General features: G+C 47.6%; 22 protein-coding genes. 14 read left to right on the forward strand and 8 right to left on the reverse strand.

The window, feature by feature from the left end; all coding sequences use genetic code 11:
* The first annotated feature begins 4 nt into the window (after positions 1-4).
* The 3 genes from C2U31_RS01195 to C2U31_RS01205 are packed head-to-tail and all read left to right on the forward strand — an operon-like array spanning position 5 to position 3,291.
* Positions 5-1,408, forward strand: coding sequence for an integrating conjugative element protein (locus tag C2U31_RS01195; RefSeq protein WP_003454739.1), 1,404 nt, complete (start codon positions 5-7; stop codon positions 1,406-1,408).
* Complete coding sequence (locus C2U31_RS01200) at positions 1,405-1,758, forward strand: hypothetical protein (RefSeq protein ID WP_004265620.1); 354 nt, start codon at positions 1,405-1,407, stop codon at positions 1,756-1,758. Before C2U31_RS01195 ends, C2U31_RS01200 begins: the two co-directional genes overlap by 4 nt.
* 15 nt (positions 1,759-1,773) lie before the next feature.
* Entirely contained in the window at positions 1,774-3,291 is a 1,518-nt protein-coding gene (locus tag C2U31_RS01205) for a conjugal transfer protein TraG N-terminal domain-containing protein (protein WP_003454733.1), read from the forward strand.
* Between the two features lie 5 nt (positions 3,292-3,296).
* Here the strand turns inward: C2U31_RS01205 and C2U31_RS01210 are convergent, their stop codons facing one another.
* From C2U31_RS01210 to C2U31_RS01220, 3 genes are all read right to left on the reverse strand, one after another.
* Positions 3,297-3,668 carry a DUF3742 family protein gene (locus tag C2U31_RS01210; protein ID WP_003454730.1) on the reverse strand — a complete coding sequence of 124 codons (372 nt, stop codon included), beginning with the start codon at positions 3,666-3,668 and terminating at the stop codon, positions 3,297-3,299.
* An 86-nt stretch (positions 3,669-3,754) separates the two neighbouring features.
* Positions 3,755-4,219 carry a type II toxin-antitoxin system YhaV family toxin gene (locus tag C2U31_RS01215; protein ID WP_003454727.1) on the reverse strand — a complete coding sequence of 155 codons (465 nt, stop codon included), beginning with the start codon at positions 4,217-4,219 and terminating at the stop codon, positions 3,755-3,757.
* The gene (locus C2U31_RS01220; RefSeq protein ID WP_003454724.1) at positions 4,219-4,536 is read right to left on the reverse strand and encodes a type II toxin-antitoxin system PrlF family antitoxin; all 318 of its coding nucleotides are present in this window, start codon (positions 4,534-4,536) and stop codon (positions 4,219-4,221) included. Before C2U31_RS01220 ends, C2U31_RS01215 begins: the two co-directional genes overlap by 1 nt.
* A 313-nt stretch (positions 4,537-4,849) precedes the next feature.
* Between C2U31_RS01220 and mobH the strand changes: the two genes are divergently transcribed.
* Entirely contained in the window at positions 4,850-6,697 is a 1,848-nt protein-coding gene (gene mobH / locus C2U31_RS01225; RefSeq protein WP_016451652.1) for a MobH family relaxase, read from the forward strand.
* Positions 6,698-6,723: 26 nt separating this feature from the next.
* On the opposite strand, the gene C2U31_RS01230 is transcribed toward mobH, so the two are convergent.
* The gene (locus tag C2U31_RS01230; RefSeq protein ID WP_003454714.1) at positions 6,724-7,029 is read right to left on the reverse strand and encodes a helix-turn-helix domain-containing protein; all 306 of its coding nucleotides are present in this window, start codon (positions 7,027-7,029) and stop codon (positions 6,724-6,726) included.
* 104 nt (positions 7,030-7,133) lie between these two features.
* Here C2U31_RS01230 and C2U31_RS01235 point away from each other — a divergent pair, with 104 nt between their 5' ends.
* Positions 7,134-7,760, forward strand: coding sequence for a LysR substrate-binding domain-containing protein (locus tag C2U31_RS01235; RefSeq protein ID WP_003454711.1), 627 nt, complete (start codon positions 7,134-7,136; stop codon positions 7,758-7,760).
* 32 nt (positions 7,761-7,792) lie between these two features.
* Here the strand turns inward: C2U31_RS01235 and C2U31_RS01240 are convergent, their stop codons facing one another.
* Positions 7,793-9,649 (reverse strand): integrase arm-type DNA-binding domain-containing protein, encoded by a 1,857-nt coding sequence (locus C2U31_RS01240; RefSeq protein WP_004265627.1) that lies wholly within the window; start codon positions 9,647-9,649, stop codon positions 7,793-7,795.
* A 361-nt stretch (positions 9,650-10,010) separates the two neighbouring features.
* On the opposite strand from C2U31_RS01240, the gene C2U31_RS30340 reads away from it, so the two are divergent.
* Both C2U31_RS30340 and C2U31_RS30345 read left to right on the forward strand, forming a co-directional pair.
* Positions 10,011-11,444: a hypothetical protein gene (locus tag C2U31_RS30340; RefSeq protein ID WP_158658271.1), complete on the forward strand. Its 1,434-nt coding sequence runs from the start codon at positions 10,011-10,013 to the stop codon at positions 11,442-11,444.
* A 228-nt stretch (positions 11,445-11,672) separates the two neighbouring features.
* On the forward strand, positions 11,673-12,269 hold the full coding sequence (locus C2U31_RS30345; protein ID WP_133425085.1) for a hypothetical protein: 597 nt from the start codon (positions 11,673-11,675) through the stop codon (positions 12,267-12,269).
* Between the two features lie 47 nt (positions 12,270-12,316).
* Here C2U31_RS30345 and C2U31_RS01250 read toward each other — a convergent pair whose 3' ends face one another.
* Positions 12,317-14,857: a DotA/TraY family protein gene (locus C2U31_RS01250; protein WP_103276205.1), complete on the reverse strand. Its 2,541-nt coding sequence runs from the start codon at positions 14,855-14,857 to the stop codon at positions 12,317-12,319.
* 12 nt (positions 14,858-14,869) lie between these two features.
* Positions 14,870-15,037, reverse strand: a complete 168-nt coding sequence (locus C2U31_RS30350) for a hypothetical protein (RefSeq protein ID WP_158658272.1) — start codon at positions 15,035-15,037, stop codon at positions 14,870-14,872.
* A 554-nt stretch (positions 15,038-15,591) separates the two neighbouring features.
* On the opposite strand from C2U31_RS30350, the gene C2U31_RS30355 reads away from it, so the two are divergent.
* From C2U31_RS30355 to C2U31_RS30370, 4 genes are all read left to right on the forward strand, one after another.
* Entirely contained in the window at positions 15,592-15,762 is a 171-nt protein-coding gene (locus C2U31_RS30355) for a hypothetical protein (RefSeq protein WP_158658273.1), read from the forward strand.
* The gene (locus C2U31_RS30360; protein WP_158658274.1) at positions 15,741-16,196 is read left to right on the forward strand and encodes a hypothetical protein; all 456 of its coding nucleotides are present in this window, start codon (positions 15,741-15,743) and stop codon (positions 16,194-16,196) included. The genes C2U31_RS30355 and C2U31_RS30360 overlap by 22 nt, the downstream gene beginning before the upstream one ends.
* 10 nt (positions 16,197-16,206) lie before the next feature.
* Positions 16,207-16,512: a hypothetical protein gene (locus C2U31_RS30365; protein ID WP_158658275.1), complete on the forward strand. Its 306-nt coding sequence runs from the start codon at positions 16,207-16,209 to the stop codon at positions 16,510-16,512.
* Positions 16,513-16,918: 406 nt separating this feature from the next.
* Positions 16,919-17,275: a hypothetical protein gene (locus C2U31_RS30370; protein ID WP_158658276.1), complete on the forward strand. Its 357-nt coding sequence runs from the start codon at positions 16,919-16,921 to the stop codon at positions 17,273-17,275.
* 153 nt (positions 17,276-17,428) lie between these two features.
* Here the strand turns inward: C2U31_RS30370 and C2U31_RS30375 are convergent, their stop codons facing one another.
* Positions 17,429-17,923, reverse strand: coding sequence for a hypothetical protein (locus C2U31_RS30375; RefSeq protein ID WP_158658277.1), 495 nt, complete (start codon positions 17,921-17,923; stop codon positions 17,429-17,431).
* 366 nt (positions 17,924-18,289) lie between these two features.
* Between C2U31_RS30375 and C2U31_RS30380 the strand changes: the two genes are divergently transcribed.
* The 3 genes from C2U31_RS30380 (at position 18,290) to mobF (ending at position 22,067) form a co-directional block, all read left to right on the forward strand.
* Positions 18,290-18,529, forward strand: coding sequence for a hypothetical protein (locus tag C2U31_RS30380; protein WP_133425090.1), 240 nt, complete (start codon positions 18,290-18,292; stop codon positions 18,527-18,529).
* Between the two features lie 137 nt (positions 18,530-18,666).
* Entirely contained in the window at positions 18,667-20,694 is a 2,028-nt protein-coding gene (locus tag C2U31_RS01255; protein WP_158658278.1) for a type IV secretory system conjugative DNA transfer family protein, read from the forward strand.
* Entirely contained in the window at positions 20,691-22,067 is a 1,377-nt protein-coding gene (gene mobF, locus C2U31_RS01260) for a MobF family relaxase (RefSeq protein WP_103276207.1), read from the forward strand. The genes C2U31_RS01255 and mobF overlap by 4 nt, the downstream gene beginning before the upstream one ends.
* Positions 22,068-22,152 lie beyond the last annotated feature (85 nt).

Raw genomic sequence — 22,152 nt, forward strand, 5'->3', positions numbered from 1 at the left:
TCCGATGAAAGCGTCTCTCTCCCGTTTCGCACAGCGCGCCAGGCCCTACGCGCTCAGCATCGCGCTCGCCTGCGCCGTCACGGCCGCAGCCGGCGTCGCGTGGGCGCAGACCCGCATCAGCCCCACCGGCGTCGGCGTGAGCGGCAGCGTCATCGGCGACGACGTGCTCTACAGCATCGGCGGCGGCCGGGCCGTGTCCATGGGCGGCGCCGGGAACATGCAGAGCATCGGCGTGGGCATCGGCTGGAACAGCAACCTGATCTGCGGAAACATGAGCATCACGACGACGCTGCAGAACCAGTTGAACGGCCTCACCAATGGCTTTCAGCAGATCATGTCCTCGGTGATCCAGAGCGCCACCAGCGCCGTGGCGTCGCTGCCGGCCCTGATCATCCAGCGCGCCGATCCGGGCCTCTACAACCTGCTGACCAACGGCGTGCTGCAGGCTCGGCTCGATTTCGACCGCAGCAAGTTGACGTGCAAGGCGATGGCCAACCGGATGGCGGACATGGCCGGCGGCCAGGCCGGGTGGGATCAGCTCGCCGAAGGTTTCGCGCTGCGCGATGCGGTGAGCAGCACCGATGCGGTGTCCGCCGTCGAGCAGGCCGAATCGAACAAGGGCAACAACGGCGTGCCCTGGGTGGGCGGCGGCAACGCGGGCGGCTCGGGCCAGGGTTCCATCAAGGTGGTCGGCGACGTGACCCGTGCCGGCTACAACCTGCTCAACAGCCGCGGCGTCAGCGACACCTCATCCATCCCGCGCGCGTCCTGCGGCAACCGGCTGACCTGCCAAACTTGGTCCTCGCCGCAGGCCGCAGCGGACTTCGCAACCCGCGTGCTCGGCGAGCGCGAGCAACGCACCTGCGAGACCTGCACCAAGACGCAGACCACGCCTGGCGTCGGCCTGACGCCGGTGATCCAGGAAGAGTACGAGACCAAGCTGCAGGCACTGCAGGGCCTCGTGACGGGCTCGACGCCGATGACGGTGGCAAACCTCGAAGCCGCCGGCAGCAACTCGCTGCCGATCACGCGCGGCGTGATCGAGGCGCTGCGCGACGAGCCCGATCAAGACCTGCTCGGCAAGCGCCTGGCGTCCGAAGCCGCGCTGTCGAGCGTGCTGGAGAAGGCCCTGCTGTTGCAGCGCACGCTGCTGACCGGCAAGAAGGAGCCGAACGTCGCCGCCAACGAGCTGGCCGTGAAGGCGGTCGATCAGGAGAACAACGCGCTGGAGCAGGAGATCAACAACCTCAAGACCGAGCTGGAGCTGCGGCGCACGCTGGCCGGCAATTCGGCGATGGCGATCGTGCAGCGCCACGGCACCCGCGCCGCGGGCTCGCGCGGCATCTTCGAGGGCGACACGACGCGCGACCGGCTCAAGGAAGTGCAGAAGCCGCGGAGCGGGCCATGACCAGCCGGGCCTGGCTGCGGCCGGCACGGCTGCTCGGCCGCCGCGTTGGCATCGTGCTGCTGTGGGTGCTGCTGGTGGCGGGCATCGCGGTCGGCGTGAACGTCGTCGGCCTCCACATCGTCGGCAGCATCGACGGCTGGGAGCAGTGGCTGCGCGAGCACTCGGGCCACTTCCTCGTCTGGCGGCTGCTGCTCTACGCGGCGACGGCCTACGGCTGGTGGTGGATGCGTCGGCGCCTGCGCGAACGCGAGCCATTGGCCGAGACCCATCAGCGCCTGCTGCGCGCCGAGATCGCGGCCGTCGCCACCCTCGTGCTGCTCGAAGGCAGCCAGCTACTGCGCAATGGCTGAGCCCTGGAGAACGCCATGACGCTCAACACAACGGACTACCTGGAGTATTACCTGACCCTGGTCGGGTGGATCGTCAGCAACGGCATCTGGAACATCCTCGTGGCCAGCGGCGTATTCGCGCTGCCCTTCGTGGTCATGGTGGTGCAGGAATGGCTGCGCGCGCGGGCCGAGGGTGCGGACGAGGGCAACAAGGGGGTGCTGTCATCGATGCGCATCGAGAACCGCGTGTGGGTGGCGATCGTCGTCATCCTGTTCGCCGGCATCCCCTTCATTCCGGTCGACCTCAGCACCATCAAGTTCGACACGACGCGCTCCGCGCAATGCCAGGTCAGCGTCCCGCAGCCCACCGACACGGGCTGGTCGAACGCCTACACCACGCTCAACAACCAGAGCGCGCTGGTGCCGGTGTGGTGGTTCTTCATGCACGCCATCTCGAAGGCGGTGACGGGCGGCGCGGTGGCGGCCATCCCCTGCGGAACGGATCTGCGTCAGATGCGCATGGACGTGGATGCCACGCGCATCGATGACCCGGTGCTGGCCCAGGAGGTCGGCGACTTCGTGCATGACTGCTACGGCCCCTCGCGCGCCAAGCTGTTCATGTCTCGGCCCACGCTCTCCGACGAGCAGATGAATGACGTGACCTGGATCGGTTCGAGCTACTTCCTGAACAACGCGGGCTTCTACGACACCTACCACTCGAACACGCCACGCACGGCCTGGCCCTACGACGCGACGCGCGATGCGGGGCTGGCCCAGGTGGATAGCGGCGGGGGCTACCCCACGTGCCGGCAGTGGTGGTCGGACGGCGGCAGCGGCCTGCGCGCGCGCCTGCTGGCCCAGGTCGATCCCGACCTGCTGACGCGCATCGGCCGCTGGGCGGGCTTCCTGTCGCAGAGCGAGGTGAACGACTCGGTGATCCGCGCCGTGGTCTCGCCGCGGCAGCAGAAGATGAACCAGGGCTCGGTCTACACCGACTACGGCGGCCAGATCGAGAAGACGCTGCCCAACGTCGTGACGCGCGGCGCCGGCGACCTGGGGCTGACCATGGGCTCGCTGGGCTTCTTTCCGGCGATGGACGTGGTACGCCAGGCGCTGCCGATGGTGCTGTCGCTGCTCAAGATGGCGCTGGTGATCTGCATCCCGCTGGTGCTGGTCTTCGGCACCTACGAGCTGAAGGCGCTGGTCGCGGTGAGCTGCGTGCAGTTCGCGCTGTTCTTCGTGGACTTCTGGTTCCAGCTCGCGCGCTGGCTGGACAGCACGATCCTCGACGCGCTCTACGGCTGGGGGTTCGGCGCGAACCGGCCGCACAGCAACTTCGATCCGCTGATCGGCCTGAACAACGCCTTCGGCGACATGCTGCTGAACTTCGTCATGGCGACGATGTTCATCGTGCTGCCTACCTTCTGGGTGGCTGCGCTGGGCTGGGTAGGCGTGCGCGCGGGAACGGCAATTCAAGGGCTGGCGGCAGGAACCAGGGATGCCCAAGCTGCTGGCGGCAGGGGTGCGGGTGTCGCTATGAAAGCAGCGAAGTAACGCCTCTAGGCTTGCTCGTCTTCTGGATCGTGGGGGTCGATCCGGTAATCGTCATGGGTGTAGAGGCCGTACCCGGCAGGGCCGTATCGCCATTCCGGCTTGTGTTCCTCGTCGTAGCTCCCATCGTCGTTGCGGACTACCCAGGCGCCGACCAGCGCGAACGCAAGCAGCAGTGCCAGCCAGAACGCGGTGTAGAGCAGGACACCGATCGCAGCGAGCTTGACGGCCAGCAGCGCGGCCTTGGCAATGCCAGGCGCCCATCCCTGCGCGAGCAGCCAGCCCTGCGCCCGCCGATCCAGACGCGCGCAGCCTCTCCACGCCCGGCCCAGTGTCCGGCCGAGGCGTTCTGCGAAGGTGGTCTGTGCGGCGGTCTTCATGGTGGCTACCTCATGTTCATCCTGTCGTGTGGCTGTGATCCCTGTCCGTGTCGCGATTGAAACCTGTGCTGTTCTTCAACCGCGGTCTAGTCCTTGTCTGCTGCGCGCCAGTCGGCCTGGCTTGCGGCCACCAGCGCCGCCCAATCGTCCGGCGGGTTGCCGCGTCCCAACATCTTCTCGAACACCGCATAGGGGTCGGACTTGCTGCCCGACGACCGCAAGGTCTGCTCGTCGTTGACCCAGGCGAACACGATCGCCTTGGCCTTGGAGTCGAAGCGGAAGAACAGCCGGAACCGCCTCCCGATCTTTGCGCGCCGCCAGTGCCGGTAGGCCGGCCCCAAGGTGTTGCCCTGGCGGAATTCGTCGCGCGCAGGATCGCTCGGCACGACATCCATGATCAACTGGCTCAACGCCCGGAACAGCTTGACGTTGGCGTTGCTCTCGAACCCCTGCGGGTCGTTCTGTTCGGCCCGTTCCGCGGCCGCGTGCAGCTTGCGCAACTGCTCGATCACGCCCTCGTGGAACAGGAGCGTCCAACCGTGCCGCTGCATCAGAGCGCCACTTCGCCTTCGATGTCTTCATCGAGGTTCACCGCGTGGTGCGCGTTGGCCAGCATGGCCCGCGCCAGATCGTCCGGCAGGGACTGGACGTGCCGCCCGGCCCGGATGTCCGCTTCCAGCAGCCCCAGGAAGGCGCCGATGGCCGGGTCTTCATGGTCGGCGTCGGCGCGGGTCACGACGACTTCGCCGCCGCGCAGGTCGAACGCCACCTTGCCGCCGGTGTCCACGCCCAGCGCTTGCCGGATGGACTTGGGCAGCGTGATCTGACCCTTGGAGGTCAGCGTCGCGACTTCGTGGATTTCGGGCATGGCGGCACTCCTGATGGCAATGCCTGGATGGTAAGGAAATTTCCTTACCTTGTCAATCTGGGTGTGCATGGTGCTCCGTCCGGTCGATGAAACGGCTCCATCGTAGGGGCGGCACAGCCAGCCTTCCCGCATCAATCCGACTTGGGCCAAACCCGCATTGGTTGTGGTTCGGCAGGCGTCGTTGCCCTATATCCAAAGGTTTCCGTAAAGGCCAAAGGGCTGGGGAAGGGGCAAGGGAATGGGGCCAAGGGGAAAGGCCCTACCCGAAAAGGCCAAAAGGCTCTCCCGACCGGCCCGCCGTCTGGGGTTCGCCATGCTCTCGCTGTTCCAACGCAAACGGGTGCCACCTGCCGCCAGTGCGCCACCGCCCAAACCTCCCGCCGAGCCCGGCAAAGGGCTGATGCGGCCGGAGCCGGCCGCATCGCTGCTGGCGACGCCGCGCCGGCAGAAGCTGCTGGAACACATCTGGCAGCGCACCTCGCTGTCGCGCCGGCAGTTCGCCACGCTGTACCTCGCCCCGCTGGAACGCTACGCCGAGCTGGTCCAGCAATTCCCCGCGTCGGAGGCCCATCACCACGCCTATCCGGGCGGCATGCTGGACCACGGCCTGGAGATCGTCGCCTACGCGCTCAAGCTGCGGCAGTCGCATCTGCTGCCCGCCGGCGCCACGCCGGAGGCGCAAGCCGCCCAGGCCGAGGCCTGGACCGCAGGCACCGCCTATGCTGCGCTGCTGCACGACATCGGCAAGATCGCGGTCGACCTGCACGTCGAGTACGCGGACGGCACGGTCTGGCATCCCTGGCACGGCCCGCTGCGGCGGCCGTACCGCTTCCGCTACCGCAGGGAGCGCGAATACCGGCTGCACAGCGCCGCCACCGGGCTGCTCTACGCCCGGCTGCTCGATCCGGGCATCTTCGACTGGCTCGCCGACTACCCCGACCTGTGGGCCGCGCTGCTGTACGTCCTGGCCGGCCAGTACGAGCACGCCGGCATGCTCGGCGAACTGGTCGTGCAGGCGGACCAGGCATCCGTCGCCCAGGAACTCGGCGGCGATCCGAGCAAGGCCCTGGCAGCGCCCCGGCACGCACTGCAGCGCAAGCTGCTCGATGGCCTGCGCTACCTCCTGAAGGAAGAATTCAAGCTGAACCAGCCCCAGGCCTCGGATGGCTGGCTGACCCAGGACGCGCTCTGGCTGGTGAGCAAGACCGTCTCGGACAAGCTGCGCGCGCATCTGCTGTCGCAGGGCATCGACGGCATCCCGGCCAGCAACACGGCGGTGTTCAACGTGCTGCAGGATCACGGCATCGCCTTGGCCACACCGGACGGCAAGGCGATCTGGAAGGCCACCGTCACCAGCGATGCCGGCTGGTCGCACAGCTTCACCTTCCTGAAACTGTCTCCGGCCATGGTCTGGGATGCGGCCGACCGGCCGGCGCCGTTCGCGGGTCGCGTGCAGGCCGACGAGGAACAAGGGGCGCCGACACCGCAGGCACCGGCATCCGAAGCGCCAGGCTTGGAAAGCGCCGATACGGCGCCACCAAGCATCGCGCCGACCGTCCCTATGCCCAGCGACAACGGCGTGGCTGCGCTGCTCGATCTGCTGAGTGACACGGCCCCACCCGTAGCGCCGGAGGCCCCGAGCGAACCCGAGCCTGCCTCGCCACCGGCGCCTACGGTGCTGCCGCAGATAAGCCTCGCGCCATTTCAGGATCGGCCGGAGCCATCCGGCGAGCATTTCATGGCCTGGCTGCGTCAGGGCATCCAGACGCACAAGCTCATCATCAACGACGCCAAAGCCTTGGTGCACAGCGTCGCCGGAACGGCCTACCTGGTGAGCCCCGGCGTCTTCCAGCGCTATGCGCAGGAACATCTGCAAATCGCCGCACTGGCGAAACCGGAGAACCTGGAGGGATGGCAGTGGGTGCAGAAGCGTTTCGAGAAGCTAGGCCTGCACCGCAAGCAAGCCAGCGGGCTGAATATCTGGACCTGCGAAGTCACGGGGCCGCGCAAATCCAGGCGACTGCACGGCTACCTGCTGAGCGCTCCCGAAGCGCTGTTCCAGGAAATGCCTCCGGACAATCCATACCTGCGCCTCCTCACCGAGGCCGTAAAGCGCGAAAATTCAGCCGCCGGTAATAAGAACGACAACGAACAGGGGTAGACAAGGAGCCACGGCGCGGGCCGGCTTCAGTCCGCTGATTTAGGCGGAGCCGTCTCTGCCAGCTTGGCTTCAGTCAGCGCCATCAAGTGGGCAGAACTGCATTTCAGCGCACGGGCGATTTTGAGAATGAGGGGGAGCGTGGGGACATGCTCGCCACGCTCGATCTTTCCCATGTGCGAACGCTCGATTCCTGACAGATGAGCCAGCGTTTCCTGGGCGATGCCTTGACTGGTTCTTTCTTCGCGCACGGAGGCCCCAAACGCGATGGCTGGTTCCGCTTCGTAGGTTGTTGTCCCGGTGGGCCGGCCTCTTTGAATCGAACGCTTTTGCATTGCCAAAAGCGTCGAGGATTGACACGATATAAACCACGTTAAACTTAACTCAATAGAAGCGACTTCATCGGTCGCCGCGAGTTCACTGCCTGGAGGAACTGGACGTGAAATCGAGCGATGCCTCCACTGAAATCCGGGTGGCTGTGCTCGGCGAGTGGGTGCCTTCACCGCTTGCCGACTTGCTGGCGTTGCAGCGCGCCGAAGAGCCAGAGACCGCCACCGCCTTGATCGGATGCAGTTCCACAGCGCAGGCGCAGGAACTGCCGCACGATAACTTTGACTTGGCCCTGTCCACAGCCGCCTGGGAGTGGCCAGGCTGGGTGTGCGAGCCGTTGTGGCATGACACGCTGGCAGTCGCCGTCGCCAAGCGCTCGCACCTGCTGTCCTACCGTGAAGTGCCTCGCCAAGAGCTGCTCAAGCAGCCGTTGATCTGCGCGCAGTCAACGGCCGACGAGCCGTGGCGCGCGGTGGCGCATGGCCTGGTCGAGGATGCACCGCAGGGCCATGAGCAGACCGTCAGCACCTTCGACATGGCGATGACGCTCGTCTCCGCGGGCTACGGCATTGCCGTCGCACCCGCCGCGAGACTGACCTGCTACCTGCGTCGCGGCATCGCCGCGCGGCCATTGGCTGGCGCACCCATCATCGTGATGGCCTACCTGCTTCGCCCGTCCTCGTCCTTGACCGAGCCCCAGGAAAGATTCGCCCGCCGCGCGCGCTCCGTGTCCTGAGACAGGGGCGCGCACTGCTGGGCGCTGGCGCGCTACGCAAACGCCACCTGCTGCGGGGACCACTCGCTTTCCTTCACCGTCGTGCTCACCGCCATGATGATCTTGTCGAGATTTGTGGCACTGACGCTTTCCAGAGCCGAGCCGCCGCGCAGCTTCGCGCGCGGCTGCAGGAGCGCGTTGTAGATCTGCCAAGGGTCGGCGCCCCTGGTCAGCTTGAGGACCGCCTGGATCAGCGCGTGCTTGACCGGATCGAGATGCCAATCCGGCACGCGCTGACCACGGTTGCCCAGGTTCAGCGCCAGCAGGTTGCCGGCCTTGATCTCGTAGCTGATCCACCGGCGGGACTTGCCCGCCATCTTCGCGTACTCGGCGACTGGCAGGTTGTGTGGTGCCTCGAAGACATCGACCAGTTCCATCCGCTGGCGCTGTATGTCGGACAGCGGTTCCTCCATGACGGAACGCGGCAACGGCACTGCGGGCAGCCGATGCGTCTCGGCTGACACCAGTGGCATCGCGTCTCCCGGCCTGGTCACGATCAGGAGCGGCGCCGACGCGGCCGCTGGTTTGGGTGGCGCACTCGCGGCTTCCTCATCCGAGAGGACGGGCACGCCCTCCAAATGAATGGTGAGCGGCATGCTCGCTGCCTCGACCATGTTCTGCTCGAAGAGATCGAGCCGGTCGGCCCAATCCTGCATCATCCGCCGCCGCTGCTCGACGTACTCGGCGTGGTTGTAGGTGGCACTGACCTTGTTGGGATCGACGTGCGAGAGTTGCGCGTCCACCCACACCTTCGGGTAGCCGATCTCGTTGAGCGCGGTGGACATCGTGCCCCGGATGCCGTGCCCGGTCAGCAGGTCGCGATAGCCCATGCGCTTGAGCGCGCCGTTGAGCGTGTTCTCGCTCATGCGCTTCTTCAACTCGCTGTCGTGGCGGAACAGATAGTGCTGGGCCGGTTTGAGCTGTTCGAGCAGGTGCCGGACGATCTCGATGGCCTGCACCGACAGCGGCACGATGTAGGGTGGAATGTCCTTGGGCAACTGGCGCTTCCTGCGCATGTCCACCTGGAGCTGCTTCACGACCTCGGGCGGGATGATCCAGAGGCCCCGATCGAGGTCGAACTGATCCGGCGTCGCCAGGCGCAGCTCGCCCGTGCGCACGCCGGTGAATAGCAGCAGCCGCAGACCGAGCTGGGTCTGCAGCCGGCCACGATACTTGCGCAGGCGCTGCAACAGCTTCGGCAACTCGGCCATGCGCAGGAACGGGTTGTGGTTCACCGGGGGCAGCGGCAGCGCCACCACGTCGAGGTCGGAAGCCGGGTTCTGCTCCAGGCCCGGCACGACCACCAGCGCGTAGCGGAACATCTGGTTGAACCACGTCCTGACTTTCTCGGCGACGGAGAGCGCCTTGCGCCGCTCGATCCTGGCGATCACTTCCAGCAGGTCAGGGCGTTTGATGTCGTAGATCGAGCGCTTGCCCAGCAAGGGCAGCACATCCTTGGCGAAGACGCGAGGGAGGATCGAGAGGGTGGTCTGCCGGCCCTTCTTGAGGCCGCGTTCGCGGTGGGCAAGCCACTTCTTGTAGATCGCCTCGAAGGTGTTTTCACCGGCGAGTTTGACCGCGGCGCGCTTTTGCTTGCGGTGAAGGCGCGGGTTGATGTCCTTGGCCACCAAGGCGCGCGCCTCGTCACGCAGGGCGCGTGCCTCACGAAGGGACACCTCGGGATAGGTGCCCAGCGACATGCGCTTGGGCTCCTTCATCCAGTAGTAACGGAAGTGCCAGCTCTTGCTGCCCGTGGCCGTCACGGCCAGGGAGAGACCATCGATGTCTGGAAGTGTGTAGGCCTTGCCGGTGGCTTTGGCTTGGCGGACCACCAAGTCTGAGAGTGCCATGCTCTAGCTCCTGAACATGAGTCAGGAACCAGATGCTTAACCCATCGACCTCAGCGCCCTAGCAACAATCCGGAAGCCGTCGTGCCCGCAAAAATGGACACAAAAATGGACATAAACGTCGTGGCTTCAGGTGGATTTCCGTGGAGCCCACTGGAACATCGAGGTGTCGAAAACTCAACCAGAATCAACGACTTACGATGCCTCTTGGACTTCCTCAGAATTCCCTGGAACGATGCAGTGGAGCGGGTGAAGGGAATCGAACCCACGCTTGAGGCTTGGGAAGCCGCCGTTCTACCATTGGACTACTCAAAAAATCTAAGTGCTTGATTTTCCTCATATTTTTCAATGTGAGGTATTGGGCATGGTGTCACTGCAGGGTGTCATTTACCACCTACAGTTAGGGGTCACAATGGCACAATACCTAGAGCAACGACGAGGCTACTACTACTTCCGTCAAGTAGCTATGATTAATGGAAAGCAGAAAGCTAAACGAATAAGTCTTAAAACTAAAGACTTGAAAATTGCTAAAATGCTTTCAATTCAAATCTTGGCAAGTATTTTTCAAATGAATAAAAAATTTGAAGTTCAATACGATGACAACAATAACATAAAATCAATAAATGTTAAAGATGAGGCTGATCATCGTCTTTACATGGAATATGAAGAAATGCGACAAAAGCATTTAGCTTTTAAGCATAAACAAGAACTAGAAAAGCTTGAGGCTCAAGCCAAAATAAAAAAAGAAGAAGATGAAAGAAAATCAAAGGAATGGCAAGAATCGGATAGAGCAAATCTTTTTGAAATGCTTAATGCTACTTTAGCGACGAAACCACCTAAAAATACAAAAAAGTTAATAGAATACCTAGAAGAATATCTTAAAACTGTAAGTGTTAAAAATCAACAAACACATGACAAATATCGTCGTGTTAACACTCAACTTATAGAATATTGTCAAACACAAGGGGTAGATACTCCACATGGTGTTACAAGGGAATTAGTATGGAGCTATATTAATTTTCTAAAAGCTGATGGCAAATCGGACAAAACCATTAAGAATTTATTCTATACTCAAGGTTCTTTTTATAACCATCTATTGAGAATAGGTGCAACAAAAGAACCAAACCCGTTTACAGGTCATAAATTTAATGTAGAAAAAACCAAGAGAATTCCATTTACTATAGAAGAACTAAATAAAATATTCTCTTGTCAAAAAATTAAAGATAAAACATCGTTATTTTATGTATGTTTAATCATGCTAACTAGTGGAGCTAGACCTAGCGAAATTTGTCAACTTTGGCATGATGACATTAATAAAGTAGATGATTATTATACGATTAGGATTGTTGAAAATCCTCAGCGAGAGCAAACACTAAAAACTCCACAAAGCAAACGATTAATATATTTGCACCCTTTAGTTATTAAACATGGATTTTTGGAATACCTAGAAACACGAAAAGGTAGAAATATATTTGATATTCCAAAAGCAAAAGGTAAAAATATTTCTAAATTGATAAGTGAGGATTTTAGCGAGATATTAAGAAAGACACTTAATATTGAAGTTAAGACACTTTATTATTTTAGACATACTGTAATCAATAGGATTAAAGCAAAAGGGGCTGAAGTTCCCAATATTAAAGAAATAACTAAGGATATGATCGGTCATGATGATGACGATGATGATAAGCAGAAAACTGACACAATGTTAGAGCATTATGAACAGTTATATCCTCCATCAATTTTAAAGAAAGCTACTGAATCGCTCTTAAACTACGAAGAAGTAAAAGCATTAAACTAAAATCCGGTTTAGCAGTGGAAACCATGAGCTTTACCATTAGGTGAGGCTCTTTTTTTCATAAAGCATTTCTCTATCGTTATATTTATTAAGTAATGCGTTATACCTATAGATACTGCATGATTTGATAGAAATAATTTTATTGTTGCTTACCTGTATTCCTGTATAATTACTACATCAACCAAGTTATTCAATGGTTGAACTCATAGACCAACCATCTTAGGAATACAAATGGCTTTCATTCACGATGCTCAAGAAATTCTGTCGGATCAAGACTATGCCAAGCTGAAAGAACTTCAGCAAAAGTCTGCAGAGTTCGAAACTACAAAGGCAGAAGAAGAGGAACTTTACAACATCAAGAAAAAGGTGCATGACGGTGTTGCACTTCGAGATCGTGAAAAGAACCTTGCTTTCCTCAATGGCAAAGCTTACCCTCTGGCTGAAATCATTAATGCTACGGGTTACACGGAAGATGAAGTTAAAGATGCCGTGAAAAAGCTCTATGCTGATACTACCCCTGCCGTCCAAATCGCCACTTATAAGATCAAGGGCAATAACGGTAAAGATACCGACCACCATGTTATGAACTCGGGTCGACTGACAAAGGAACTTAAAGCCGAAGTTGTGAAACACGGCATTAAAGGTTTTCTTGCTAATGCCAATGATCTTGCATGGCTCTTGAAGAGTCATGTTGTTGAAGTCGGTAAGTATAAAGGCACTACTGTTTACCCGAATGCTACCTCTGTAGCGAAAAGGTTTGATTGGGATCGTGATGATCTCATCAAGCAAGCACAGGCGAAACACAAGAAAGATAGCGAACAAAAGTAATCTAAATTACTAAAAAATAAACCCCGATTTCTCGGGGTTTTTTTTCGTCAATCACTTTTATCTTTATCAATTGGCTTAACATCAAAGATATTTTTATGAGTAATTTCATTACCATTTTCATCTTTAATTAATCTACCATTTTCTTTTCTTACTTTTTCAATTGAAATTTCATCACCAACTTTTATACCATTTTCGCTAATACCTCTTTCTAAATCAACTCCCCAAGCTGTAGATGTTTTACCATTGGAGCTTACTTTTACGAAGTAACTAGGTGCATTGTCGGGATTATTTTTGTATGGAGCATGACCAAAATCTACTACTTTACCCTCTCTTTTAGAGCTACCTTTAGATTTAGGTGTAGCTTTATTCATTAATGCTGAATATGAACCAGTTTCCCCACCAGCACTATTAGATTCAACTGAATCATTAGAGCTTGAAGAAGTGGAACTAGGACTACTTGAATCTTCATTACTATTAGAACCACTATTAGAAGATTCATCACGATCATTAAATGATCTACCACCACCACCACCATTAGGAAGTAATGGTTTAGGCTGATTTCCTTTCAAGTATGAGCCACCTATACCACCTATCCCCTTAACTGTAGAGCCTATAACAGCCCCTACAGCCATCATTTCCCCGCCACCCATGCTAGTTGCATGCCCACCGAAACCAGTAGAGCCACCACCGATCCACTTAAGAATCTCATCGGGTAGAACATGGATTATTGAATAGGTTTTCTTAACAAAGAAATACATTATTAATCCGTACATGATTGGACTAAAAATAATTCCAACTAACCAAGTAAGAAAACCTGAATCGGATTGTGTCATTGCGAATATGTAGCCAAACATACCACTTAACCATACTCCTAAAGTATTCATAATTACGATAGAAGTAACAAATCCAGCTACTAATAATACGGGTTTAAATAGTAGAGCAATCATTAATCTAAATCCGTTTCCTCCTAATCCTGCTACATCATGCCCGTCAGGATTAAGTATCATTATCCCCCAGAACCCGCATGCAATAATTGCCTCTATAACCATTAATATGAAACCTACAATACAGCCCACCCATATAAGTATTGGGATTAGAGGAAATACAAATTTTAATACTCCACCTAACATAGAGAGTATTGGAACAGTAGCATTAAGAAAGAAGGATATAGCACTACCAATACCAGGGGCATTCCCAATAGTTACAAGCAAAGTAATCATTCCAGCTAGACCAGTACCAGCTAGAGCTAACAAAAATCCACCCCAACTATTTAATGTCATCATAGGATTTTGATTACTATTAACGGCATAAGTAGATGTAGTAAACATCTTTGTAATTAGTTCAGTTGGATCTAGACCGTTATTTATCCATTGCTTTATTTTATCTAGAAAACTACCACCACCATCAGCCTCTGCAATTAACCCATAACTTACCACTCCAAAATCGGATTTCTCCAATAATTTAATAGCTGTGCTTAATGCTACCGAGTATTCCGTTTTCAATACTTTTGTAGGAAAGTTTATAGGACCACTTGCATAAGGTAAGGCACTAACAGACTGATTAACCATGTTGGACATGCTATTTATTTTAGTATCATAAAAACCCAACATGATCCAGCCATCTTTATTAATGTTTTCCTGTATTGTTTTATACTGATCCATTTTTGATACTACTTCTAAAGCAGTATCTTTAATACCACTTTCATATTCAAAAATAATCTTTTCAATGGAAGATACATCTATTGAACCACCGTTAACTAGTTGACTAGCCAATCCATCCATTTTACTAATCATGCTAGCAGATAAACTATTATGTTTATCTTGAATGGCTTTTAATTGAGCAAATGCATCTTTACCTATTAATACTTCGCTGAAATCTTTTGGAGCTTTATAATCCATTACCTTTAAAAAACCACATGCCTCAGGAGTGATACCGTTATTATCTTTTTTATTTCCAAATAAATATCTATTGCCGCCTGATATAGACTCTTTTGTCATTCCTATTTGTGAATCAGGAAAGATAATATTATTTTCTTCTAATTTTACATACTTATCTAGCACAGCCATACAAACACTAGATAAGAAAAGTTTAGCTCCTAGTTGTTTTGCCTCCGGTTTTACAATAGAGGCAGATATTGTCTGTTGAAAATTACTATTTTTTGTGAAATTGACTACGGCAGAATCTGCAATTCCTATTCCTTGAACAGTTATCCATGCCACTAATACCTGCAAAATCGTATAGCCTTTAACTACTGGCAACATAATTCCAGCCATTGAAGCCATTCTTATTACTGTCCAGTTACCATGCTTCTTACCTAAAACTTGCCCATCATGTGCTGAATTATAGATAAGTGAAAGAATAAAGTAACCAACAATTAAACCTGAAACCGCGATAACTGAAAGGTTTATCACTTCTATAAATGCTAGAAGTGGATCACCACCAGCACCAAAAACCCCTACCCCTCCAAATATGGACTTAAGCATGTCCATACTTTTATCGCCTGGAAGTGGTGTAAATAAATCTGCACCGTAAGAAGTTCCAAAAGCGAATAAGAGCATACTCATTATTATTATTCTAATTTTGCTCATATCTTCCCCTATTTATTTTTGTTTTGTATTTAGCTTTTCTAGATTTGCTTTTGCTATAAAGTGAATAACTTTTATGTATTCACTCATGGACAAACTTAATTTTCCTGATGTTTCTTTGAAACTGTCTTTAGTTTCTTCATCTAATCTTATAGATAATAACTTGTCTTGTTTTTTCTTCATCATTACTCCTTTGTGTTATCTAATTAATATAGAGTAAGAATAATTTAAGTCAATACAAACACTGGAATTAATCAAGACAAAGGAAAAGGGGCTAATGCCCCTTTTTTGTTCTTCGAAAGGTAGCCCCTACGGGGTTGTCCTACGGACTTCAGTTAAACAGAAGATGACTTTTAACTGTATGAATAACCAGGAATTGAGCCCTACCCTACCCTAGACTGATCTATAGCCCCTATGGGCGATTTCAGGAGGAATTGACACCAACACACCACCCCATGATTTTTAGGGGCTTACAAGCCGTTCTAGAGGGTCATTTTTTCGCTTAACTTAATAAACGAGTCCTTTAAGTTACTATGTCAACCGTTTATCTTATTATCCCGTATTTGTATTGACAAACTACGGATATTTTAGATAATTAAATTATGAACAACAAGGAAAACAAATGACAATCTTACTTATTTTACTAGCTACAATCTGGACTTTTTGGTTTATCTCTAACTTTTCCAGATTTACCAATTATTTAACTTATTTAATTTGCAACTCAGGAGAAACAACAAATGAAAAAAACAGAAAGAATAGAAGTTCTTTTATCTACAACACAAAAAGCTGAAATAGACGAAGTATGTAAGAAATTGGGAATCTCACAATCTTCTTACTTTAATTTAATACACTCAATATTCAAGCTAGAAAAATTAGAGGAAACATTATGGAAAAAGAAAAAGAAATAAAGGTTAAGTCAATAGTAGTTAGATCATCTAAAGCAGTATTAAATGAAGTTAATCCACTTCGATATGCAAAATTTATAGCAAAACAGAGCAATACCAATTTAATCAAAAGTATGTTTGATTTTTCTAGAAAGACAAAAGAAAAGCAAACATTTAATGAAGCAGTATGTAAATACAGTATTAGTGAAGAAACACTATCAAGCAATCTAAGCTTCTTCAATAAAGCGAAATGGAGCTTTTCACTAATATCACTAGCACTATTAGTTTACAGCTTTATCTTAATGCTTAACCAACATTTGTTTATGGCGATAGCATTAGTAGTAAACGGAACAGTTTTTATTTTGTTGGCTCTAACTTACGGTTTGAGAGCATATCAAATCAAAACAAGAGAATTATGTAGTTTTAAGCAGTATCTTAAATCCATCTTTAAACACTAAAGGAGCAATCATGAAAATAAGATTTTTAACCAAAAAAGCAATGCACAACTATTTAATATCACACAAAGATACTTTTTCTTTTATTAATAAAGACCAAGTATTTTATGTAAATAACAAGTTATCTATAGTAGAGCTAGTAGATAAAGAAAAAAAAGAAGTACAGCAATATCATGGGACAGATGCCGAACATGTAATTAATAAATTTTTTGGATATATGAACTTTTTTTACCCTGAAGAAAATTTCGAAAAAAACTCAGTTGAACTATTATTTAAGGAATTAAGAAATGAAAAAAAATTCATTCATCAAAATGTCTGATTTTAATTCTAAAGAAGAGGCTAAAAGGTATTTCTCTAGATTAGAAAACAATCTACCTATTTATGATACTTTTAAAGAGCCTCTTGTAAAACATAAAACTGATAAGTGGAAGACATTTAAAATGGTATCTCAAGCAGTCTTTATTTTTGTATTGACAATTTCCGTATTCATGTTATTACTATACTTAATAAGGAGCTAAAGTGAGCAAAAGCAAAATAGAAAAACTAATAGAGCTACGAAAAGCTCAAGATGAATATAAAGAAGCATGTAAATTTTTTGAGCAATACATACAAGAGAGTTCATTAGTCATAAGATGCCTCTTACTTATCGGATTTACTTTTATGTTTGGCATGCTATTCATGTCATTTAGGTAACACAGATTTCATAACAACTATAAGGAGAAAATATGAAACTAGAAGAATTAGAGCAACAACTTAAAGATTCAAATATTGATTGTTATATCTATACAACCAAATCAAACGAAGACAGATTAAAAGTAATCGTAGATGAGAAATATGATAGTTATTTCACAGTTAACAATAACGAGTATTTCCTAAATGTTTGGATTAAAAGAGCAAAAGGTTTTGATTATAAAAATCACAAGCAAACGGCAGATGAATTAAAATTGCTATCAAGTGTCAAATTTAAGTTATTAAATCTTCTTTACGACAATGGCATTAGGACAGGAATAGAAACTTATGTCGATGAAAGTGCAACAAAATTATTTCCCACAAAAGATAAATTTAGAACATCATTATCCTAATAAAAAAGCCCTCAAAACGAGGGCTTTTTTAATGGATCAAATAGTATGAACTCGCAAACATATAAATCGACATACATAGAGTCTTCAAATAGATATTGTTTGTATCTCGTTCAATATACAAGCAACTACATAGCAAAGTCATAACAATAAACATCATTTCCCGATTAACTCTTTACACTCATGAACAGCTAAAGATAGGTCCTTTAATGGATACTCTTTATTGTATTGAATAACGATAGCTTTATCAGTATCGTTTAAAGTCTTATCTAGATCTTTTTCTAATGTCTTTAATAACATTAACATATTATATTTAGGTTTAACTTCTTCAATAGCATTTTCATTCATCTTGGATTTAATCAATTCGATTTCCTCATTTAAACCCGGAAATTGATTATCTTCCTTAGGTATTGCTCCCCTCTTTTTCCAAATACTTATAAGATTACCTAAAGTCTTATTGTTTAATTCCTTGTTTACACCATCTTCTTTTAACCTTTTGTTTACCCATGGAGCGATCACTTTGTGTTTAACACCAAGTGATCTAAGGGCTAGTATTTGTTTAACATATTTAAAAACTTGAAATCCTGGTAATTCTACGATCTTATTTGTTTCCACTAACTCAACTAATTCTTTGTATATATTCTCTTCCATTTTATTTTCTCCTTAATTGGTAGATAACTAACATCTTAAACGATAATTAAAAAATATCAAGATGGCATTTATTTAACATTAAAACCGGCAAGCCCATTACGAAAAGTGTTTCCCACTTTTCTTACACATAGTGCAATTACGCTGTATTGCGATGCTCCTAGTATCTTCGATAGCTAGGGAATTTGGGCTTTTCTCCCCCTTTTAAACAAAGCTTGTTTTACAGCTTTGGCGAGGTTTTACCTCTCACAAAGCAAGTATTGACTTGCTCCAAAACAACTAGCATTAAAAAGTAAGGCTGAAAACTTGCTTTTTTAGTTTTTTACCTTATAACTAATATTGGATAATTGTTTTTTTAAAGGAGAAACCATGAGAACAATAAAACACACTGCATATTACCCATTCGTTACCATGACATTTATTGAAGACTATATGCAAAAGAAGAAAATCAAAAGTGTCAACGAGGCAGTCAACTTAATATTAGAAGAATATTTTAAACAAGATAAGGAAGATACAAAGCTTAAGGAAATTGCTAATACACTATCTAGTATCAAAGAAGACACCGACAAGGTAGTAAAAATACTTTCTAATAGCGAGATAACAGAATGAGAAAAATACGATACATATCTAGTCCAAGGCAGGATGATATGTTATCGCCTGGAGAATACCGAAGATACTTAAACCACATCTTCGGCTATTTCTTATTTTCCTTTGCTTTCATATCGTTTTTAATATCTAGTTTTATCATGAAAGGCGACTACTCAATAGTATCTTTTCTAACTGGAAAACTTGACTATACAAAAATACAGGTTTCTATCTTATATGGAAAATTGTTCTTTACCTTTACTCCATCACTTTTATTGGCATATTTAATAACACAAGCAACGACTAAACCCATGAATCGAGTTGTACATCTTAAAGGTAACTTTGTAGATGATTCAAGCGAAGTTATTAATAATTTAAGAAGAGATTTTCATGTAGGGAACTTTGAGAAAGACATAGCTTTGATTAGAGAGGGTGAAATTGACTACAACAGAACACCGTTTTTTAAATTAAAAAAGACAGTTTATTTTCCTCCTACATTTCTAGAATTATCTACCGTAATCCGTGGTGAGGCAGGATCAGGTAAATCTATTGTCATGAATAGACTCATAAAAGAGTCAATAGATAATGGTCACAAGATGATACTTCACAGTATCAAAGGCGATGAAATAAAGATGTTGAGCAAGTATTGTTCTTTTTACTTAATAGAACCATGGAACAAGAGAAGAGGTTATGCGATAGATTTTTTTGGTTTAGTTGTTAATGACGATGAAGAAAAAGAAAATGCATCAATTAGAACTTTTGTTGATTCATTTAATAAACCGACAAATGGTAAGGCAGATTTCTTTGATAAAGGGGCTAGTTCAGTATTAGAAGCTTTTACCCGTTGTGAAATTAAAACTAATAAAATTAGTGGGAAATATGGAGATATTGGAGGTGTCGTAAAGACATGGAATAGCTTTAATGTTAATCCAGTAGATACAGATATTAATCTTAACGATCCCGATCAAGTCAAAGATGAGTTAGAAAAGAATCAGGAACAATTAACACTAATAAAGCAGTTCTTACAAAAATGGAATACTAGTGCAACTATATATATAGATCCACAGAACCCAAAAACATCGCTTTGTGTTTTAGCTAGTTGTATTGAAGTAATTCGTAAATTTGAAGTGTTATCGAACTTTTGGAAAGGACGACAAACATTAGATATTAGAAGATGGGTTAATACAGCACCAAAAAAGGATAGACCAGTAATTATTTTAACTAATTCAAATCAGTTTAGTGATGTAGCAGATTGCTATATATCTGCATTTATTAATCTTATAGTAAGTGAAGTTATTGAGGAATCATATCAAGTCGATTGGAAATTGTATTTTATGCTTGATGAGTTTCCACAGTTGTCATCTATTAATTTAAAAGAGTTCTTAAAATTACCTGATGTTGGTAGAGGCAAAGGAATTAGAACCATATTAGCTTTACAAAGAACTTCACAGATAAAAAGCTCTTTTAATATGGACGGTGATTCTTTTATAGGAGCATTTCAAAATAAAATATGGTGCAGAATGGCAACCGATGATTTAACTAATATAGAAAAAGAACTTGGAAAAAGAGATATTAGAGAAACTAGTATTAGCTCGAATTACACTGCACAAGGTAAATCACTATCTACTAAAGTTACTGATAAATCGGAAAATGTAATTAATTCCAATGATCTACAAAATGAATTAGGGGTAGTAAGAAATAAACAAGGTAAATTTTTAGGAGTTAAAGTCTTAATTAAGATAACGAATAACCCTAGAGTAGCTTTAGTCACACTCCCCCCTGTTGTATTTCCTGAGCGAGTAAAGGTAGGAACGAGAGTGTCCACCAGTGCAAACAAGTCTAAAAGCACAGGCACTAATGACGAGGACACCATAGAGGAAAAGGCTATTACCCATGACCACCAGGTAGAGCACCAGATAGAGGTAATACCTATAGAGAGTGAGCAGTTGGATACCGTGGAGGCAGATCCGATGGAGTCAGCCTCTATACATGGTCTAGCTCATGCGATAGGGGGAGAACCACTATCAGCCGTGGTAACAGTAGCTGATTTAGTAGAGTCTTTTGAATCTCATACTATGAATAATAATCAACTACAAGTAGTTGAAGATTCTAAAGAGTCTACTTCTATTGAAAAAACAGAAAAGAAGAAAATCAAAATAAAAAAACTAGATAAGGAAATAGACTTATGATTGCAATATCTAAAATTAACAATCCTGATTATTTAATATCCCACACTAAACATGAGTATTACACCGAGGGAGATAACCAAGAAGGATACTTTGCAGGAAAACTTTGTTCTTGGCAAAAATTATCAGGTAAAGAAGTCGATAGAACAACCTTTGAAAGATTCATGGGATACGGGAAAAAAGAGGGTTTCTATGGTGTAGAAATTGACCCTGCACCACCCAAGGACTTTACAGTCCTTATGGAAAGAGCAAATGATACCGATAGAGAAAAGTTCTTGAAAATGCATAAATTAGCAGTTCAAGATTTAATTAAAGCTATTGAAGAAAATACTTATTATCGTAAAACGGAAAAAGGTAATACCCGTTATGAGTTAGCTAAAGCCGTTAGCATGGCCCATTTCACACACTTTACATCAAGGGGTGTAGAAAAAAATGGAGTATTAACACATGATTGTCAACTACATGAGCATATTGTAGTTTTTTCTAGAGTTGTTGGAAAAGATGGTAAATATCACTCACATACTCTATTAGATGCCAAGTATGAAAAGAACCATGAAACTCTTAATTATTTTGATCAAATTTATCAACATAGATTAGCTAAAGAATTACAGAAAGAGGGATATGTTATTGAACCTGGAAACCGTGACTCTTTTACTATTAAAGGTGTTAGCAAAGAAGTTACTGAAGAGTTTTCTACAAGAAGAAAGAAAATTATTGAAAAGGTTGGAGAAGATGCAAGTTATGCCACCAAATCTAGAGCTAGCCTTAATACACGAAATAAAAAAGAATACAACGACTTAGGACAACTTCGCCCCGAGTGGCACAAAAGAATGGATTCACTCGGTTTTACAGCAGATAAGATAGGATCAATAAAAGGAAAACAATCTAATCAAGATAAAGCATTTAATGAGGTTTTCACTGACAAAGCCGTGATTTCAAAGAAATTATTAAAAACGAAAGCATTAGCTGAATCAAAATACAGCACTAAAACTTACACGGAAAAATTAACAGAGTTTCATGCTGAGCTAAAATTAGGAAAATTAGGTAAAGAGCATTATCTAAATACAAATAACAAGCACTCTAAAAATATGGACAAATCAATAAATGGAGGAAACCTAAAACCAATTAAAGGAGGAACAGAAAAATCCACAACATTAAAACAAAGTGATAAATTGCAAGCTAGCCTTAATGAGATTAGATCAAGTTATGCGAATAGAATAGCTCAAATACTAGCTAAACAATCTACTAAACAAGGATTAGAAACAGCCGAGCTTTCTAAAGCCATGAGTGATTTTGCCAAAGCTGAAAGTGAGATAAATACTCAACTTTCACAAGCATTAATAGAAGAATCAAGACAAAATGATTATGATAGATAAAATAAAGCCCCTTTCGGGGCTTTACTTTTTAACAATTTCCATTATATTAAAGTTTGAGAAGAAAATAATATAAACGGTCTTAAAT

Origin of the sequence: Achromobacter sp. AONIH1, assembly GCF_002902905.1 — a bacterium.
Lineage (GTDB): Bacteria > Pseudomonadota > Gammaproteobacteria > Burkholderiales > Burkholderiaceae_B > Achromobacter.